The following is a 14,892-nucleotide window of genomic DNA, read 5'->3' on the forward strand; positions in this document are numbered from 1 at the left end:
CCTCCTGTTTAAGTATCCCCTCATATTGTACGGCATTATGGCACGTTTTGTATCATGACCGCAGTCACACTTTGACATTAACGTGGCTTGCGTTCGGGGAATTTTCCCTTTATCACGCCGTCATAAAATCGGCCTTTTGACACCACCTGTAAAAAGTCACGAAAAATACGCGGTGGAACCCCGGTATATTGCAACGGCGGCTGGTGATAAAAACAGATTTCCAGCGTGGCGGAGGCGTCATCATAGGCGACAGAGATAATTCGGGAAGATTTTACCGGGTGATGATGCATGATGGACGTCCTCGGGCAGGCACTGACTGAGCACGACTATATCACTAAGCGGACGGCTATTTTAAGCTGTGGGATATATTGTTTTGTTTTAGCTGCTGCGATGCAGAGAGAGAGAAAGCCCGCCGGAACCGGCGGGCTGGCGCATCAGAACTGGTAAACCAGGCCCAGCGCGACGATGTTGTCGGTAGAAATACCGTTGTCTTTGTAGAAGCTGTCGTTGTCATCCAGCAGGTTGATTTTGTAATCAACGTAGGTGGACATATTACGGTTGAAGTAATAGGTGGCGCCGACGTCCATATATTTGACCAGATCTTTATCGGCGTAGCTGCCGGTATTATAGAGATCTTTGCCTTTGGACTGCAGGTAGGAGATAGCCGGACGCAGACCGAAGTCGAACTGATACTGAGCAGTGACTTCGAAGTTTTGCGTCTTGTTGGCCACGCCGTCATTGCCGTACGGGGTCATGTTGCGGGTTTCAGAGTACATGGTCGCCAGGTAGATATCGTTGGCGTCGTACTTCAGACCGGCAGTCCAGGCTTCGGCTTTATCGCCGCGGGCGTTGGTCTGGGTCATCTGGTCGTTGGTACGGTCAGAAGAGGTATAGGCCGCAGCCGCGCTGATGCCCATGCCGAAGTTATAGGAGGTGGAGAGACCGAAACCGTCGCCGTTGTCAAAGCGAACATCGCTGTCGCTGCTGCGGTTGTTGGTGCCGACGTTGATATCCTGGGCGTTCTGGCCTTCGTTTTTACCCTGATACTGCAGGGCGAAGTTCAGACCATCCACCAGACCGAAGAAATCGCTGTTGCGGTAGGTCGCGACGCCGTTGGCGCGGCCTGCCATAAAGTTATCCGCATAGGTGTAAGAGTCGCCGCCGAACTCCGGCAGCATATCGGTCCAGCCTTCGACGTCGTACAGCACGCCGTAGTTACGACCATAGTCGAAAGAACCGTAATCGCCCACTTTGATACCGGCGAAGGCCAGACGGGTCCACGCCTGATCGCCGGCGCTTTCGGTATTGTTGGCCTGAACGTTGTATTCCCACTGGCCGTAACCGGTGAGCATATCGTTGATCTGGGTTTCGCCTTTAAAGCCAAAGCGAACGTAAGTTTGGTCGCCGTCTTTTTTCGAGTCGCTGGAGAAATAGTGCAGACCGTCTACCTTGCCATAGACATCTAATTTATTTCCGTCTTTATTATAAATTTCCGCCGCGTGCGCAGCGCCAGCGGCTAATAAAGCCGGAATAACGAGGGCCAGTACTTTTCTTTTCATGAAGAAATTCCTTTAACTGTTTTTATGTTCTAGCTTCCGGGAAGGAAGTGAACTCATGCTAAAGGAGCGGTCTGAGATATGGTAAGACTCAATTGTTACGATATAAGTAAAATCTAAATAAAATACTTCTGAAGTAATGGTGATAATTGTGGTGAATATATCTACAAATAATATACAAAATAAAAATTATACATATTCAGTTTGATCGCGTATTATTCGGGCGTTATATGCCTTTATTGTCATGCCAAGCATTTTTATTTGCCGTCTCATTCTGCGGAATGATTTTGTTTATCGGTAAAACGACAAGCCCGAACTTTATGTTCGGGCTTTTTTTATGACTGCGGGAGGAAAAATAACCTTAGCTCTCGCTCGGTGATTTCTCCGCTTTGCCCGCCAGCTGGGCGAGGAAGTCGTAGCGCTTCTGCAGGTCGGCGGCCGCGTCTTTCCATAGTTGCTCCGCCACTTCCGGCTGCTGCGCATTCAGGCGACGGAAGCGTTGCTCATTGAGCAGCGTCTCAGCCAGGGCGTCTGACGGTGGGCGGGAGTCCAGCGCCAGCGGGATCTTACCTTCTTCCGCCCGACGCGGGTCGAAGCGGTAGAGCGGCCAGAAGCCGGTAGCGGTCAGCTGACGCATCTGATCGTGGCTGAGCGCCAGATCGTAGCCATGCTCTTCGCAAGGACTGTAGGCGATGATCAGCGACGGCCCCGGATAGGCTTCCGCTTCCTGAATCGCTTTCACCGTCTGGTTCAGCTGCGCGCCCAGCGAAATCTGCGCCACATAGACATGACCGTACATCATCATGCTGACGCCAAGATCTTTGCGCGCCTTGCGTTTACCGTGCTCGCCAAACTTAGTGACCGCTCCCAGCGGGGTGGCTTTTGACGCCTGGCCGCCGGTGTTGGAGTAACACTGGGTATCCAGCACCAGAATGTTGACATTTTCCGTCAGGCTCAGCACATGGTCCAGACCGCCGAAGCCGATATCGTAGGCCCAGCCGTCGCCGCCGATCAGCCAGACGGATTTCTCCACCAGCGCGTCGGCATCGGTCAGCAGCTCTTCAGCGCCTTGCACGCCGGCCAGCGCCTGACGCAGGGCTGCCACCTGTTCGCGGCGCGCTTCCGGCGTCGCCTCGGCATGCAGCGCCGCGTTCAGCTCTGCCGGCAGCTGGTCGGCGAATTCGCTCAGCAGGCGCATCACGCGCTGGCGATGCTGGTCGACGGTTAAGCGGAAGCCGAGCCCGAATTCAGCGTTATCCTCAAACAGCGAGTTGGCCCACGCCGGGCCGCGGCCGTTGGCGTCGGTCGTGTACGGGGTCGAGGGCAGGTTGCCGCCGTAAATGGATGAGCAGCCGGTGGCATTGGCAATCAGCATCCGGTCGCCATACAGCTGGGTCAGCAGTTTGATATACGGTGTTTCGCCACAGCCCGAGCAGGCGCCGGAGTATTCAAACAGCGGGCTGATCAGCTGCGAAGTGCGGATATCAATCCGCTCCAGTTTGCTACGGTCGATTTCCGGCAGGTTGAGGAAGTAATCGTAATTCACTTTCTCCTCTTCCACATGCTCCAGGCGCGACATCATATTGATGGCCTTGATCTCCGGGTTCTGGCGATCTTTTGCCGGGCACACTTCCACGCACAGGTTGCAGCCGGTGCAGTCTTCCGGGGCGACCTGCAGAACGTATTTCTGCCCACGCATATCGCGGGATTTAACGTCCAGTGAGTGCAGACTGGCAGGGGCGTTCTCCATGTCCTCGGGCGCGACCACTTTGGCGCGGATTGCCGAGTGCGGGCAGGCGGCAACGCAGTGGTTACACTGGGTGCAAAGCGCTTCCTTCCAGATCGGGATCTCTTCGGCGATGTTGCGTTTCTCCCAGCGGGTGGTGCCCATGGGCCAGGTGCCGTCCGGCGGCAGGGCGGAGACCGGCAGCGCATCGCCGAGGCCGGCCAGCATGGCGGCAGTAACCGTTTTGACGAAATCCGGCGCGGCGTCGGAGACCACCGGCGGGCGGTTCGGACTGCTGGCATTCACCGGATGCAGCGGCACTTCCGCCAGGGACTCGCGGGCCAGGGCCAGCGCCTGCCAGTTACGTTCCACCAGCTCCTGACCTTTGCTGCTGTAGCTTTTGGCGATGGCCGCCTGAAGTTCCGCCAGCGCGCTTTCGCCTGGCAGGATGTGAGTCAGATGGAAGAAGGCCATCTGCATCACGGTATTAATGCGCGCCCCGAGGCTACATTCGCGGGCGATCTTCGCCGCGTTGACCACGTAAAAACGCGCTTTTTTCTGATTCAGGGTGGCCTGCACTTCCTGCGGCAGGCGGGACCAGACTTCATCGGCGCTGTACGGCGTGTTGAGCAGGAAAATGCCGCCGGGCTTCAGCCGCTCGGCCATCTGGTATTTATCGATAAACTGCAGCTGGTGGCAGCCAACGAAATCGGCCTGCGAAATCAGATACGAAGAACGAATCGGCTTTTCGCTGACCCGCAGATGGGAGACGGTCAGGCCGCCCGCCTTCTTCGAGTCATAGACAAAGTACCCCTGGGAGAACCACGGGGTGGAGTTGCCGATGATTTTGATATTGTTTTTGGTGGCCGACACGCTGCCGTCGCTGCCGAGGCCGTAGAACAGCGCTTCGAGCTTGGCCTCTGCCGGCAGGGTATTTTCGCCCAGCGGTAGCGACAGGTTGGTCACGTCGTCGTAAATGCCGACGGTAAAGCGCGGCTTCGGCTGGGCGGCCTGCAGCTCATGGAATATCGCCAGCACGCATTCCGGACCGAACTCCTTGGAAGAGAGACCGTAGCGGCCGCCGATGGTCCGCGGCAGCGTCTCGCGCTCGCCGCGGTTAAAGGCTTCCGCCAGGGCGGTCATCACGTCGAGATACAGCGGCTCCGCGTGCGCGCCAGGTTCTTTGGTGCGATCCAGCACCGCCACCACCCGGGCGCTCTCCGGCAGCGCTGCCAGCAGGTGGGCGGCGGAGAACGGGCGATAGAGGCGGACCTTCAGTACGCCGACTTTCTCGCCGCGGCTCAGCAGCTCATCGACCACCTCTTCGCAGGTGCCGATGGCCGAGCCCATAATGACGATGACGCGCTCCGCCTGCGGATGGCCGTAAAACTCAAACGGTTTGTACTGGCGGCCGGTGGCGGCGGCGAAGTCGTCCATCGCTTTCTCGACATGATCATAAACCGCGTCGTACCACGGGTTGGTGGCCTCCCGCGACTGGAAGTAGGTGTCAGGGTTGGCCGAGGTCCCGCGGATCACCGGGTGTTCCGGATTGAGCGCGCGCTGGCGATGCTCAGCGATTTTTTCCTGCGGCAGCAGGGTGCGAATCGTGTCATCCGCCAGCGGGGCGATTTTGTTGATTTCGTGCGAGGTGCGGAAACCATCAAAGAAATGAATAAACGGCACCCGGCTTTGCAGAGTGGCGATATGCGAGATCAGCGCGAAATCCTGCGCTTCCTGAACGCTGCTGGCGCACAGCATGGCGCACCCGGTCTGGCGGACCGCCATCACATCGGAATGGTCGCCGAAAATCGACAGCGCGTGGGTGGCGACAGTGCGGGCGGCGACGTGCAGGACAAACGGCATCAGCTGGCCGGCCAGTTTGTACAGCGTGGGGATCATCAGCAGCAGGCCCTGCGATGAGGTAAAGGAGGTGGAGAGGGCGCCGGTCTGCAGCGCGCCATGTACGGCGCCAATGGCGCCTGCCTCCGACTGCATTTCGACCACGCGGGGCACATCGCCCCAGACGTTTTTCAGCCCATTGCCGGCCCAGGCGTCGGCCTGTTCCGCCATCGTTGAACTGGGCGTGATCGGGTAGATGGCGATAACTTCACTGGTGCGAAACGCGACGGAAGCGACCGCGCCATTACCATCAATAGTAATCATAGGAAGACACCCTTACATTGCGCAAAAGAATGGACGCGTAAAACCGCGACGCGCCCTGTAATTATATGAGAGGTAGTTTAGCAAACCGTTGATGCCGCCATTTTTGCATTTGTGTCCTCAATGCGGCGGCCACCCGTGACCAGATCAATATTTTGCGCGTTTCGCGGAGAAAGTGGCTTTCCAGGGCGTGAAGGCTAGCGATTGTCCGGTGGCGAACCCGGGGGAGATCAACCTTTAGGCAGAAATTTGCTAGAAAATGTTAATGAGACGCATAAATACGTACTTCCCCTCTCGACGCCGCGCGCCACGCTGCCTATTATTCTTGGGTTTGCTTTTTAAGACGTTTCCGAGGGGAGAGAAAATGCGAGCTGCGATATTAGTGGGATGTGCGGCGCTGTTGCTGTCGGCGTGCAGTAGTGAACCCGTTCAGCAGGCCACGGCGGCGCACGTCACGCCAGGAATGCGGGCGGCGATGAGCGACGCCGGCCAGGCCAACTGCGCCATGATAGGCGGCTCGTTATCGGTGGCTCGTCAGCTCGATGGTTCGGCGATCGGCATGTGCGCGTTGCCGAACGGTAAACGCTGCAGCGAGCAGGCGCTGGCGGGCGGAAGCTGCGGCTATTAATGGCAGCCCCGCAGCGGGTTCACCACGCCGGCTAGTGCATCAGGTCGGCGAGTTTATAGACCAGCGTCTGGTCGGCGGTCGCCAGCGTCAACTGGTTTTCCGTCAGATCGACCTGCGCGCCCTCGCGCAGCATCTTACCAATGGTCGCGTCAAGGGTATTGAGCTGGGCATCGTGGCACAGCATCCGGGTCATCGCCAGCGATTTAACCTTCAGCTCGCCGTCCGACACCTTACCTTCCCCGCTGAAGCCGTTGCACATATTGCCCGAAACATACATATTGCCCGTAAGAGCCGTCTTCTCGCCGAAGCTCAACTCCAGCGGCCGGTCGCCCGCGTTCACCGCCTGGCCGTTGACGCTGGTCAACACGAAACGATGATGCTGTAGCTGTTCCGCGCCGGTGGACACCTTACTGTTATAGACACAGCCGGACAGCAGCAACCCTGCCGCCAGTAATGCCGCAAATTTGTTCATTTTTACTCCAAAACATTCACATTACTAATAAAACAAAGCCAGTGTAACGGTATCGCAGCGGGGATCTGTGGGGATTATCTGAATGTGCTCCCCCCGGGGAGAGGAGCACAAAAGGGAAAGGAATCAGACGATAGCGTTCGGGCAGGTTTCACCGTTGGCGACCTGCTGCAGATTGCCCAGGGTGGTCTCCGAAATGCTGATCAGCGCCTCGGCGGTGAGGAACGCCTGATGGCCGGTGAACAGCACGTTGTGGCAGGCGGAGAGGCGACGGAAGACGTCGTCCTGGATCACGTCGTTGGATTTGTCTTCGAAGAACAGATCGCGTTCGTTCTCATAAACGTCCAGCCCCAGCGCGCCGATTTTCTGGTGCTTCAGGGCATCGATGGCCGCCTGGGAATCGATCAGCGCGCCGCGGCTGGTGTTAATCACCATCACCCCGTCCTTCATTTGATCGAAGGCCTCGCGATTGAGCAGATGGTAGTTTTCGTCGGTGAGCGGGCAGTGCAGGGAGATCACGTCCGACTCCTTGTACAGCGTGGCCAGGTCAACATATTCCACCCCCAGCTCCAGCGCGGCGGCGCTTGGGTACGGATCAAAAGCCAGCAGACGCATGCCGAAGCCTTTAAGGATCCGTAGCATCGCCACGCCAATTTTCCCGGTGCCGATCACCCCGGCGGTTTTGCCGTACATGGTGAAACCGGTGAGGCCTTCGAGGGAGAAATTGGCATCACGGGTACGCTGGTAGGCGCGGTGGATGCGGCGGTTAAGCGACATCATCATGCCGATCGCATGTTCAGCGACCGCTTCCGGCGAGTAGGCCGGGACGCGCACGACGCGCAGGCCAAGCGCTTTCGCCGCCTCGAGGTCGACGTTGTTAAACCCGGCGCAGCGCAGGGCGATATACTTCACGCCGTGAGCCTTCAGCTCCTCCAGCACCGGACGGCTGCCGTCGTCATTGACGAAGATGCATACCGCTTCGCAACCGTGGGCGGTTTTGGCGGTTTTCTCTGTCAGCAGGAAGTCGAAGAATTCCAGTTCAAAGCCGTAGGTATCATTAACGTGCTGCAGGTACTTTTTATCGTACTGCTTCGTACTGTAAACCGCGATTTTCATAAGACTTTTCTCCAGTGATTATAACGTCACGGTAGCATATTTAAAATAATCGTACAATTATTAAAAAATAGTTTAAATAGCAGGTGCTTATCCTAATTCTAGAGCATATCGCGGATTTGCGGAATCTCTTTGAAAGACAAAGTTTTTTCACCATAAACTCAGGCTTAAAGCACCGGGGGAGAGTAGCAGAAACGGCCACAGCAGACCGGAGGTGACGTTAGCCAGCTGAAACGACCACAGCGGCAGGCCGCTGGCGCCGCTGACCAGGGGCAGGGTGGCGCGCAGGGGAGAGAGGAAGCGACTGAAAAAGACCGCCCACAGCCCGCGGCGCTGAAAAAAGAGTCGACTGCGGGCCAGCCGCTCGGCGGTCAGCCAGCGCAACTGCGTGAGGCGGTGACGATAGCGAACGCCTAACCACCACGAGAGCCAGAATCCGCCGATGGCGCCGAGGCTGGCGCTGGACCACATTAACAGGAAATGACCGAGGCTGGCGGACGCGAATGTCCCCAGCAGCAGCAGGCCGGAGGTGCCCGGGATCGCCAGCGACACCAGCGCGCAGGATTTAGTGAAAGTGAGCAGGAAAACCATCAGTAATACCAATGGATAGTGGCCCTGTGCGCTCTCAATGAGCGAGATAATTAACGACACTGTCTCTCCCGCAAGCAAAACCGAACTGGCTGGAGTGTGGCAGGTAGCGCTTAAACAAAAGCTAAATAGTGACGAGCGATCGCCGCGCCGCGATACCGGCTGGCAACTATGCTTTAACAGGTCGCAAACTTTCACTCACTGGTCGAACGTGTCACAATGGGCGCCTTTCGGCTTTTACTTATGTTGAATCAGGATATTAACTGCCCATGAAGGGTAAATATAAAGCCGCCATCGCGCTGGTGTTAGCGCTGGTGTTACTGCCGCTAACCCTGCTGTTGACGCTGACCCACTGGGTGCCGACGCTGGCGGGCATCTGGCTGCCCGTGGGGACTCATATCGCTTTGCAGGAGAGCCCGCGTCTTACGCGCTCCGCCCTGCTGATCCCCGATCTACGCTATCTGGTGGGCGACTGTGAACTCGCCCGGGTGACCGATGCCCGTCTCTCGCGCCCCAGCCGCTGGCGGCTGCATATTGGCCAGCTGGAGATCAACAGCGCCTGCCTGAGCAAACTGCCGGCCAGCGATCCCGCGCCGGGGTCGCCGCGCACCCTCGCCGAATGGCAATCAATGCTGCCCTACAGCTGGTTAACCATTGAGAACCTGCGGCTGTCGCCGTGGGAAAAATGGCAGGGGCGGCTGGTGATGTCCTTGACGCCTGCGCAGCAGGATATCGGCTTCGCCGGGAACGATTTGAGCCTGCAGGCGCGCCTGCGCGGCCAGGCGCTCACTGTCAGCCAGTTCAGCGCCCGGCTGACTGACGATCAGCCGCCGGTGAAGCTGGTGGGGACCTTCCATCTGCCGCTGGTGCCGGATGGCCTGCCGGTCGATGGCCAGATGCAGGGTACCTTCGAATTTCCGCAGACCGCAGAATGGATCGATGCCGAGCTGGCGTGGCAGCATAATCGCGGCCAGCTGCTGGTCACCCCGCGCGGCGAGGTGGAGCCCATTCTCGACCTGCCGTGGGAGATCACCCCGGAACGGATCACCATCAGCGACGGACGCTGGCGCACCCGCTACCAGGCGTATCCGCTGAGCGGCCGAGTGGCGCTGTCGGTCGGTAACTGGCAGCAGGGCACGGAACAGATGATCGTCAGCGGCCGCTTAAATGTGCTCACCGAGGGGCATGCCGGCAAAGGCAACGCGGTGCTGAATATCGGCCCGGGCAAGTTAAGCATGGATAACAGCGACCTGCCGCTGCGGCTCACCGGCGAGGCCAAGCTGGGAGAGATGATCTTTTACGCCGCGCTGCCGGCCCAGCTCAGCGGGTCGCTGGTCAGCCCGCAGCTGGCGTTTCACCCCGGGGCGCTACTGCGTTCGCGCGGGCGGGTGATCGACGCGCTGAACATTGACGAAATCCGCTGGCCGCTGGCCGGGGTGAAGGTCACCCAGCAGGGCGTCGATGGCCGCCTGCAGGCGATCCTCCGCGCCCATGAGCAGCAGATGGGCGACTTTACGTTGCACCTGGACGGCCTGGCGAACGATTTTCTGCCCGACAGCGGCCGCTGGCAGTGGCGCTACTGGGGCGAGGGGCATTTCACGCCAATGCAGGCGCGCTGGGATGTGAAGGGCAGCGGTGAGTGGCGGGACAATGCCATTTCGCTGAGCAGCCTCTCCACTGGCTTCGATAAGCTCGAGTACGGCACGATGCGGGTCAGCACGCCGCGTCTGACCCTCGAGCAGCCGATTCGCTGGCTGCGCGACGCTGAGCATCCGCGGCTGACCGGCGCGCTGTCGCTGGATGCGGCAAAAACCACCTTCTCCGGCGGCAGCTATCTCCCGGCGTCGACGCTGAAATTCGCTCTCGACGGCCGGGACCCGACGTGGTTCCAGTTCACCGGCGCGCTGCACGCCGATACCATTGGCCCGGTGCGGTTGACCGGGCGCTGGGATGGCGAACGGCTGCGCGGCCAGGCCTGGTGGCCTAAACAGTCGCTGACGGTATTCCAGCCGCTGGTGCCGCCGGACTGGAAGATGAACCTGCGCGAAGGCAGTCTCTATGCGCAGGTGGCCTTCTCGGCGGCAGCCGGGCAGGGATTTGAGGCGGGCGGTCATGGCGTCCTGAAGGGCGGCAGCGCCTGGATGCCGGATAACCAGATCAATGGCGTCGACTTCGTTCTGCCGTTCCGCTTCAGCGATGGCCACTGGCAGCTGGGCACCCGCCGTCCGGTCTCCCTGCGCATTGGCGAAATCGTCAACCAGGTCACCGCGCGCAACCTGACGGCGGACCTGCAGGGCACCTGGCCATGGAGCGAGGCCAATCCGCTGCAGCTTAGCGACGTCAGCGTCGACCTGTTAGGCGGCAAGCTGACCCTGCTGCAGCTGCGCATGCCGCAGCGCGACCCGGCGCTGATCCGTCTGCAGCACATCTCCAGCAGCGAACTGACCAGCGCGGTCAAGGTGAAGCAGTTCGCCATGTCCGGGGCGGTGAGCGGCGCGCTGCCGCTGTGGCTGGAGAACAATCAATGGATTATCCACGACGGCTGGTTGCGCAATGACGGACCGATGACGCTGCGGCTCGATAAAGACACCGCCGATGCGCTGGTGGCGGACAACGTCTCCGCCGGGGCGGCGATCAACTGGCTGCGCTATATGGAGATCTCCCGTTCATCGACGCAGATTAACCTCAACAATCTGGGCGTGCTGACGCTTAAGGCCGCCATCAACGGCACCAGCCGGGTGGACGGGAAAAGCAGTACCGTGCATTTAAACTACGCTCATGAGGAGAATATTTTCGATCTGTGGCGCAGTTTACGCTTCGGCGACAATTTACAGGCGTGGCTTGAGCAAAATGCCACGCTGCCCGTGCGGCGCTGTACGGACGGTAAGACATGTAAGGAACCTAAATGAAGAAGCTGTTACTGGCCATAGTGGCGTCGATGCTGCTCGCCGGCTGTACGCCGCGTATCGAAATTGCGGCGTCGAAAGAGCCCATCACCATCAATATGAATGTCAAAATTGAGCATGAGATCCATATCAAGGTCGATAAGGATGTGGAAAACCTGCTGAAATCCCGCAGCGATTTGTTCTGAGGCGACGATGAGAAAACGACTGTTAACCGCGGCGCTGGCGCTGACTCTGCTCAGCGCGCCCGCGCTGGCGTTGACCCTGAACGAAGCGCGCCAGCAGGGGCGGGTGGGAGAGACGCTGAACGGCTATCTGGCGCCGCTGCGTCAGGATAAAGAGACGCTGGCGCTGGTGAAGCAGATTAACGCCGCGCGCAGTGAAAGCTACCAGCAGCTGGCGGATGACAACAATCTGCCGGTGGATGAGGTAGCGAAAATGGCCGGACAGAAGCTGGTGGCCCGCGCTCAGCCCGGCGAGTACGTTCAGGGGCTGAACGGCCAATGGCTGCGCAAATAGTTAGCGGCAGCGCTTGCGGTATTCGCCCGGCGAGACGCCGAAGCGCTGCTTAAAGGCGGTGGAGAAATGGCTGTGGTCGCTGAAGCCCCAGCGGTAGCCGATCCCCGCCAGCTTTTCGTCGTCATGGACGTTCTGTAACGCCCGGGCGCACAGATCCAGCCGCCGGTTCTTAATATACTGCGCCACTACCAGCCCTTTGTCGGCAAACAGCCGGTAGAGGCTGCGCACCGACATTCCCGTCTCGCTGGCCAGCCACTCCGGCCGCAGGTGTTCCGACTGAATGGACGCATCGATTAACGCAATGATCTTCTGAAACTGCTGGTCCCGCCGGGACGGGGTCGGCTCGCGCTGGCGCAGCATCGGACGCAACAGGCAGGCGATCGCGTCCAGCGCCGCCTCACTCTCGCTGGCGGAGAGCGTCGTGCCGCCCATACTCTCCAGCAGCAGTCGCTGACTGAGCTGCACCATCGGCAGAGACTTGTCCAGCCGGCAGGCGGTGGCGATCTCGCCCGTCGGCGCCACCCGCTGGCGCGGCAGCAACAGCGAAGCCTGACGCGAGGTCTGCTGCCAGACGATAGAGCACGGGCGGGCGGCGTCGATCAGCGTGATATCCCCCGCCGCCAGGGTCACCTGGCGATCGTCCTGTTCGATCACTGCTTCGCCGGCGAGCTGAAACACAGTATAGAACCAGGCGTCGTTATCGCGTTTGATCTCATTGCGCGTGCGGTAGAGATTGACGCCGGCGGCGGTGACCGTGCTGACTTTGAGACTGCCGGCGTAGCGGGCGTCAATCTCACCGTGAAAGCGTCCCTCCAGCGGCCGGGCGGCGAAATGGCCGCAGACCTGATTGATCGTCGCCAGCCAGCGCTGGTAGGCCAGCCCCCCCTCAGCCGTGGTCATCATTCGCCGTTCTCCTGTAATAATAATGTTTCTGCATTGTTGCATTTATGCCGCCTCAGGCAAGGGCGCGAGGGCGGGTATATGAAAGAACTATTACCTGAAGAACAGTTTCATTTTGACAAAAGAATATTTCAATCTATCTCAATAAGTTAGTTACTTATTTCTGTATATCTATACAGTTCTGGTGTGCGCGTGTTCACACATGGATTATATTAAACTCCCGACTAAAACTTACTGTTTATCAATTGGTTAGCCTGGATGCCGCTTTGAAGATATTTTATTTGATACTGTGAACTCGATCGTTGAGTGCACACGAATAGGACGTACTAAAGCTGTTACTAAGTTGTACAGAAACGGGAAATTGGCAGCGGTGAGAACCATCACTGCGGAAGGTACTACATATGCTTTTAAAGGAGATAACTGATGGACCAGAAGATCAAAGACGAGTTATTGAAAGTAGGCATCACTGAACATCTACTGCCAGTGATTGAGCGGCTGTTTAGTCATACTGCGGGAAGGTTCTGTGAGAATTTTGTTTAGCAAGAATGGGCTTCATTGGATTTTCCGGGATTAATCTATCACCCACTGCATGACACTGCATATTACGTAATCAATACAGGTAATTAGTCAGATGCTATTCTGAACAACATAGAGTTTGGGGCATTCGTATCAATGATGACGATCAACAACCTTTGTTGGAAGTTCGAAAACACAGATTACTGCGAGAAGCTATGCGATTTGTACTATCAAACGAAGGAATCATTCTATGATAACTTTAAGAATCGATCCTTATTTTGACTTATTGATTAAAATACAATGAGTTAGCTGGAGAGTGTTTTATGGCTTGGTTCAAAAAATACTACAATGCAGTCCTGAGCCATAGATTTCCATTTTATTGTTTACTTCTGCTGATAAAATGAACTCTTGTATAAAACGGGTTAAGGTCATCATATGCTGAACAATATAGAAAGAATGAAATATGCATTAACCGAATGGGCTATTAAAGAGGGCGTATTTGATGATGCAACTTTCTATACTCAAAAGGATTGGAAAGAACGTGGAGAGGATTTTCACAATGATGCGGTGATGGTGCTTGTTATCGATGGTAGTGGATTATTCCATCTGCTTAATTATGGCTGTGACACAACTGAATTTGAGGATTTGGTTGAATCCTTTGGGTTCTTCTATGAACAAGGTTATAGCTGGAGCGTTGGATTTTATCCTGTAGATGACTATGACTACAGAAGACAGACCGGAAGTTACCGTTCTAAATTACGTGATCCTCGGTGGTTAAGGAAATCAGAGTTAGTTAAAAAACAAGCGGGGAATCACTGCCAAGATTGTGGAGCAGTGGGACGTCTCGAAGCTCATCATTGTTATTATACGACGATGAGCAAAGGTTATGAACCATGGGAGTATCCTCTGAGCGCATTCAGAGCTCTTTGCCCTACATGTCATGATAAGCGTCCAATACCTGAAATCAGAGCACGTGCGTTCTTGGCAAGATTAACTCATTCCCAACTAACTGGATTGCTTGAGGGATTGGACAATGGTTTTAATCGATTTGAAGCAGATTCTTTTATTAAGTTTATGAAGAAGGCCACTTTTGACAAGAAGCGCATGGAAGAAGCGTTATTACTTCTAAAGAAAAATGGTGAAATCTATGATTAATGATTGCTTTTGATAAAAAGGACCTAACGGTCCTTTTTATTTGACAGACGTCCAACGTGCTTCACTATTCCACTTACCAATTCGAGCAAAGAAACTGTCATTTTCATTCCCAGGATAAGCACGAAGGACACCATCTGATGCGTGATTACGAGCTGATTTTTTAAGTACAGCCCAGATACTATGTAAAGTTGCTTCTGTTTCGTTCTTACATTCTGCGTCATTATAATCAAGTTGAATGCTTAACTTATCAATGACACCAGTAAAAATGTTAAAACTCGTCTGAACTGAACCGTTGTTTGGGTTAATAAAGCCAATATCAATTTTTACTTCAGAGTTATCAAGAGCTTTGGAACGAATAAGGCTGATATACTCATTACGCACGTTTGATAGATGAACTGTCATGCCAGTGTTATTAATCTCTTTACTTTCTTGAATAGTACTAATGTCCGTAAAATCACCAGTGGCAAGGTAAGTCTTTCCTTGATATTGAACATCAAAGTAAGCGTCTGTAATGAATGGTTCTTGGTATCATGAGTTTTGATACTTACGAAGTGGAACAAAGCACCAACAGAAAATAACTGGCTAAGACTTAGCGAAGTAAGACTGGTGCCGTTAAAATCGTTATACACCCTGATAAAATCAGGGTTCTTGCATAACTC

General features: G+C 56.1%; 13 protein-coding genes. 5 read left to right on the forward strand and 8 right to left on the reverse strand.

Translation table 11 applies throughout. From position 1 onward, the window contains the following. Positions 1–77: 77 nt before the first annotated feature. The 3 genes from MKR05_RS02510 to nifJ form a co-directional block, all read right to left on the reverse strand. Positions 78–290 carry a KTSC domain-containing protein gene (locus MKR05_RS02510; RefSeq protein WP_023289427.1) on the reverse strand — a complete coding sequence of 71 codons (213 nt, stop codon included), beginning with the start codon at positions 288–290 and terminating at the stop codon, positions 78–80. Positions 291–434: 144 nt separating this feature from the next. After that, positions 435–1,559, reverse strand: a complete 1,125-nt coding sequence (gene ompK37, locus MKR05_RS02515; RefSeq protein WP_044522574.1) for a porin OmpK37 — start codon at positions 1,557–1,559, stop codon at positions 435–437. 358 nt (positions 1,560–1,917) lie between these two features. Beyond that, positions 1,918–5,445 (reverse strand): pyruvate:ferredoxin (flavodoxin) oxidoreductase, encoded by a 3,528-nt coding sequence (nifJ, locus tag MKR05_RS02520; protein WP_284118046.1) that lies wholly within the window; start codon positions 5,443–5,445, stop codon positions 1,918–1,920. Positions 5,446–5,806: 361 nt separating this feature from the next. On the opposite strand from nifJ, the gene MKR05_RS02525 reads away from it, so the two are divergent. Then, a complete protein-coding gene (locus MKR05_RS02525) occupies positions 5,807–6,070 on the forward strand; it encodes a DUF333 domain-containing protein (RefSeq protein ID WP_008805145.1) in 264 nt (87 codons plus the stop codon). 31 nt (positions 6,071–6,101) lie between these two features. Here MKR05_RS02525 and hslJ read toward each other — a convergent pair whose 3' ends face one another. From hslJ to MKR05_RS02540, 3 genes are all read right to left on the reverse strand, one after another. After that, positions 6,102–6,542, reverse strand: a complete 441-nt coding sequence (hslJ, locus tag MKR05_RS02530; protein WP_023289430.1) for a heat shock protein HslJ — start codon at positions 6,540–6,542, stop codon at positions 6,102–6,104. A 123-nt stretch (positions 6,543–6,665) separates the two neighbouring features. After that, entirely contained in the window at positions 6,666–7,655 is a 990-nt protein-coding gene (locus tag MKR05_RS02535) for a 2-hydroxyacid dehydrogenase (protein WP_032452619.1), read from the reverse strand. Positions 7,656–7,802: 147 nt separating this feature from the next. Next, positions 7,803–8,303: a DedA family protein gene (locus MKR05_RS02540; protein ID WP_023289432.1), complete on the reverse strand. Its 501-nt coding sequence runs from the start codon at positions 8,301–8,303 to the stop codon at positions 7,803–7,805. A gap of 206 nt (positions 8,304–8,509) precedes the next feature. On the opposite strand from MKR05_RS02540, the gene MKR05_RS02545 reads away from it, so the two are divergent. From MKR05_RS02545 to MKR05_RS02555, 3 genes are read left to right on the forward strand one after another with little or no spacing between them, the layout of a single operon-like run. Next, entirely contained in the window at positions 8,510–11,149 is a 2,640-nt protein-coding gene (locus MKR05_RS02545; RefSeq protein WP_044522581.1) for a YdbH family protein, read from the forward strand. After that, complete coding sequence (locus MKR05_RS02550) at positions 11,146–11,331, forward strand: YnbE family lipoprotein (RefSeq protein ID WP_004204017.1); 186 nt, start codon at positions 11,146–11,148, stop codon at positions 11,329–11,331. The genes MKR05_RS02545 and MKR05_RS02550 overlap by 4 nt, the downstream gene beginning before the upstream one ends. Before the next feature lie 7 nt (positions 11,332–11,338). Continuing rightward, on the forward strand, positions 11,339–11,662 hold the full coding sequence (locus MKR05_RS02555; RefSeq protein WP_023289434.1) for a YdbL family protein: 324 nt from the start codon (positions 11,339–11,341) through the stop codon (positions 11,660–11,662). Here the strand turns inward: MKR05_RS02555 and feaR are convergent, their stop codons facing one another. Further along, a complete protein-coding gene (gene feaR / locus MKR05_RS02560; protein ID WP_044522582.1) occupies positions 11,663–12,565 on the reverse strand; it encodes a transcriptional regulator FeaR in 903 nt (300 codons plus the stop codon). A 948-nt stretch (positions 12,566–13,513) separates the two neighbouring features. On the opposite strand from feaR, the gene MKR05_RS02565 reads away from it, so the two are divergent. Beyond that, the gene (locus MKR05_RS02565) at positions 13,514–14,233 is read left to right on the forward strand and encodes an HNH endonuclease (RefSeq protein ID WP_048297387.1); all 720 of its coding nucleotides are present in this window, start codon (positions 13,514–13,516) and stop codon (positions 14,231–14,233) included. Positions 14,234–14,269: 36 nt separating this feature from the next. Here the strand turns inward: MKR05_RS02565 and MKR05_RS02570 are convergent, their stop codons facing one another. Next, a complete protein-coding gene (locus MKR05_RS02570) occupies positions 14,270–14,635 on the reverse strand; it encodes a hypothetical protein (RefSeq protein WP_228703126.1) in 366 nt (121 codons plus the stop codon). Between the last annotated feature and the right edge of the window lie 257 nt (positions 14,636–14,892).

It is taken from the genome of Klebsiella sp. K5-204, assembly GCF_030128585.1.
GTDB lineage: Bacteria > Pseudomonadota > Gammaproteobacteria > Enterobacterales > Enterobacteriaceae > Klebsiella > Klebsiella quasipneumoniae.

Excerpts from the sequence above, each read along its gene's own strand:
- MKR05_RS02510 (WP_023289427.1), bottom strand. The coding sequence starts at position 290 with ATGCATCATCACCCGGTAAAATCTTCCCGAATTATCTCTGTCGCCTAT.
- ompK37 (WP_044522574.1), bottom strand. The coding sequence starts at position 1,559 with ATGAAAAGAAAAGTACTGGCCCTCGTTATTCCGGCTTTATTAGCCGCT.
- nifJ (WP_284118046.1), bottom strand. The coding sequence starts at position 5,445 with ATGATTACTATTGATGGTAATGGCGCGGTCGCTTCCGTCGCGTTTCGC.
- MKR05_RS02525 (WP_008805145.1), top strand. The coding sequence starts at position 5,807 with ATGCGAGCTGCGATATTAGTGGGATGTGCGGCGCTGTTGCTGTCGGCG.
- hslJ (WP_023289430.1), bottom strand. The coding sequence starts at position 6,542 with ATGAACAAATTTGCGGCATTACTGGCGGCAGGGTTGCTGCTGTCCGGC.
- MKR05_RS02535 (WP_032452619.1), bottom strand. The coding sequence starts at position 7,655 with ATGAAAATCGCGGTTTACAGTACGAAGCAGTACGATAAAAAGTACCTG.
- MKR05_RS02545 (WP_044522581.1), top strand. The coding sequence starts at position 8,510 with ATGAAGGGTAAATATAAAGCCGCCATCGCGCTGGTGTTAGCGCTGGTG.
- MKR05_RS02550 (WP_004204017.1), top strand. The coding sequence starts at position 11,146 with ATGAAGAAGCTGTTACTGGCCATAGTGGCGTCGATGCTGCTCGCCGGC.
- MKR05_RS02555 (WP_023289434.1), top strand. The coding sequence starts at position 11,339 with ATGAGAAAACGACTGTTAACCGCGGCGCTGGCGCTGACTCTGCTCAGC.
- feaR (WP_044522582.1), bottom strand. The coding sequence starts at position 12,565 with ATGATGACCACGGCTGAGGGGGGGCTGGCCTACCAGCGCTGGCTGGCG.
- MKR05_RS02565 (WP_048297387.1), top strand. The coding sequence starts at position 13,514 with ATGCTGAACAATATAGAAAGAATGAAATATGCATTAACCGAATGGGCT.
- MKR05_RS02570 (WP_228703126.1), bottom strand. The coding sequence starts at position 14,635 with ATGACAGTTCATCTATCAAACGTGCGTAATGAGTATATCAGCCTTATT.